The 2,688-nt window shown below is 34.8% G+C and carries 1 protein-coding gene; it reads left to right on the plus strand.

Going from position 1 to position 2,688, the window contains the following annotated elements:
- The coding region (locus J4O15_RS15540) for an Eco57I restriction-modification methylase domain-containing protein (protein WP_442911606.1) at positions 1-2,688 on the plus strand (2,688 nt) is incomplete at both ends.

Genomic DNA, 2,688 nt, shown 5'->3' on the forward strand with positions numbered 1-2,688 from the left:
TATACAGGTATGATTGTTACAAAGGATCTTCTTAATGAAATAAAAGAGTTGGATGAAAAAATAAGTATACATAATGAAACTGTAGGCAAAGATAAGTATGGGCAAATGACAGATGAGTGGTTAGGGTATTCAAAGTTTTATTTTGACCATATCGTAGACGGCGAAGTAAAAGAACATTACAGAGTGGATATAGGGGATGGTAATGAAGCAAACAAAAGAGCGTTTGCCTATCTTTATAGAAACACGGCACCAAGTCAGGAGATAATAAATGAAGTATATCAAAATACTGCCTACAGTAATAAAGAAAGTGAAATACAAGTTAGTTTAGCTGAAGAAGAAAATGAAAAGGCATTAGAGTTTAAGGCTAAGAATGATGTTATATCTGCTTTGACTTTTAAAGAGGAAAAGGAAGCCGGAGGGTATCAGTATAACTATCAAAATGAAGAATTTATTTTGCTTAAAAAGACTGTAGATGGAGGAAACTTAAAAGCGCCGGAGCATATAACAAACAGCATAGACGGGAAAGTCGAATATGAAGCGGAGCTTGTTTTGGATATGAAAAACAGGCAGTTAAAACAAAATCTTAGATATAACGGATATTTGTTAAATAACAATGTGGCTATTTCATATGACAGCTACAAAGAGATGCTTCAAAATCTTCCCTATTTACTTGATGATAACCATAGAAATGTACTTCTTACAGGTTATATAAATGAGCAGATTAAAAAAGCAAATGAACAAGAAAATGTAAATGAGCCGATTTTTAAAGAAGGTATGCAGGTAAGATATCTAGGAAAGGAATACCTGATTTCAGAAATAAAGGATTATGGAAACTATAAGACAATAAAATTGGATGATAATGAAGGGTATCTTACCGGCTTTATTACAGGAAGTGAGATTCTGACATTTAGAAATGAAAACGAACTTGACTTTGAGATACTTTCCACAGAAGAAAAATCATTAAAGGAGAGTGTAGATAAAGAAGAGTTACCTGTCTTAAATAAAGAAGCTTTAAGTGAAGTACCAAAGCAAGAAGAAACCTATACAAGCGGAGAATATGTGAAAAATATCTCCCCCGTCAATTATAGGATAACAAGAGAAGATGAAGTCCTACCACCGTCAGAACGATTAAAAAACAATATCGAAGCAATAAAGGTACTAAAACAGCTTGATAAAGAAAACAGAAATGCAAGTAAAGAAGAGCAGGATATTTTAAGCAAGTATGTAGGTTGGGGAGGGCTTTCAGATGTTTTTGATGAAGAGCGGGGTGGTCAGTGGCAGGAGGCAAGGATGTTCTTAAAAGAAAACCTATCACCATCAGAGTATGAGGCTGCCAAAGAAAGTACGCTTACCGCCTTTTATACACCTAAGGTAGTAATAGATGCTATTTATCATACTTTATCGGATATGGGATTTGAGAGTGGAAATATCTTAGAGCCAAGCACGGGAACGGGAAGATTTATCGGAAACTTGCCTTGGTCAATGCAAAACTCAAAGTTTTACGGTATAGAGCTTGACAGTATCAGCGGACAGATTGCTAAAAAGCTTTATCCCAATTCAAACATTCAGGTAAAAGGTTTTGAAGAAACTGCTTTTTCAAATAATCTTTTTGACATAGCTGTAGGAAATGTACCCTTTGGAGAGTATAGGGTATCTGATCGTGAGTATGAAAAAAACAACTTTCTTATTCACGATTATTTTTTTGCCAAAACACTGGATAAGGTGCGTAGCAAAGGAATAATTGCTTTTATAACTTCATCAGGCACAATGGATAAAAGAAATGAGGATATAAGAAGATATATAAGTGAGCGTGCAGAGTTTCTGGGAGCAATAAGACTGCCGAATAATATATTTAAAGGTGAAGCCGGTACAGAGGTTACAAGTGATATTATTTTTTTAAAGAAAAGGGACAGGCTGTTAAAGATAGATGAGGACTGGATTAAGCTTGATAAGGACAGGAAGGGACTAAGCTATAATAAATACTTTGTAGATAATCCACATATGGTACTTGGAAATATGCAGGAAGTACCGGGAAGGTTCGGCACTGCTCTTTCTTGCATTGCAGATGAAAGTAAACCGATAAAAGAACAGCTTGAGGATGCAATTAAAAATATCAAAGGCACTTATGAAAAAGCGAAGTTAAACGAAGAACTTGAAACAGAAATACTTCCGGCTGATGACAATGTTAAGAATTATTCCTATGCAGTGATTGAAGATAAGGTGTACTTTAGAGAAAACTCAATTATGCAAAGGGTACTTCTAAATAAAGCTGATGAGGAGAAGATAGGGGCATATCTTGAAATAGAAAAAGCGTTAAGAGGAGTAATTACCTATCAAAAGGAAGATTATCCGGAAGGAGAAATTAAAGCCTTACAGGGCAGATTAAATAAGCTTTATGATGATTTTTCTAATAAGTATGGACTAATTAATTCAAGGGCAAATAAAAGATTATTGCAAGAGGATGCCAACTACTCTCTAGTGTCAACCTTGGAAAACCTTAATAAAGAGGGTAACTTTATCGGCAAGTCGGATATTTTTACAAAAAGAACCATTAAAAAAGCTATGGTAATTGAACATACGGATAGCTTAACAGAGGCATTAATCCTTTCCATATCTCAAAAAGGGAATGTAAACTTTGAGTATATGGAGGAGCTTACAGGAAAGATAAGAAAAGAGCTGATAGAAGGG

The sequence above is a fragment of the Lachnoanaerobaculum sp. Marseille-Q4761 genome (assembly GCF_017565785.1).
In the GTDB taxonomy this organism is placed as follows: Bacteria; Bacillota; Clostridia; order Lachnospirales; family Lachnospiraceae; genus Lachnoanaerobaculum.